The organism is Plebeiibacterium marinum, from assembly GCF_026013615.1.
Lineage (GTDB): Bacteria > Bacteroidota > Bacteroidia > Bacteroidales > Marinilabiliaceae > Saccharicrinis > Saccharicrinis marinus_A.
The window spans coordinates 1-392 of sequence record NZ_JAPDPI010000150.1; the positions used below are offsets into that span (position 1 = coordinate 1).

Consider the following 392-nt stretch of genomic DNA (forward strand, 5'->3'; position numbering starts at 1 on the left):
GTATAGATATCGTGAGACATCCATTCGCCAAATCTCTCTTTCAGGAACTTTTCTGCGATAGCTGCCCCTACTGCCATGGTATGCCCTTGTCCAAGAGGCCCGGAAGTATTCTCTACCCCCCTGTCGAAATCAACCTCAGGGTGTCCCGGTGTCGGGCTTCCCCACTGGCGGAAATTAGACAACTCTTCCAGGGTATAAGCACCTGTTAATGCCAACTGCGCATACAACATTGGCGACATATGACCCGGATCCAAAAAGAAACGGTCCCTGTTCACCCAGTTCCTGTCGCTAGGATCATAGTTAAGGTACTCAGAATAAAGAATGTTAATAAAATCTGCTCCTCCCATGGCGCCGCCCGGGTGTCCTGATTTTGCTTTTTCAACCATTGCTGC

General features: G+C 49.5%; 1 protein-coding gene. It reads right to left on the bottom strand.

All coding sequences use genetic code 11. The features are described from left to right. The coding region (locus tag OM074_RS21275; protein ID WP_494515701.1) for a thiamine pyrophosphate-binding protein at nt 1-392 on the bottom strand (392 nt) is incomplete at both ends.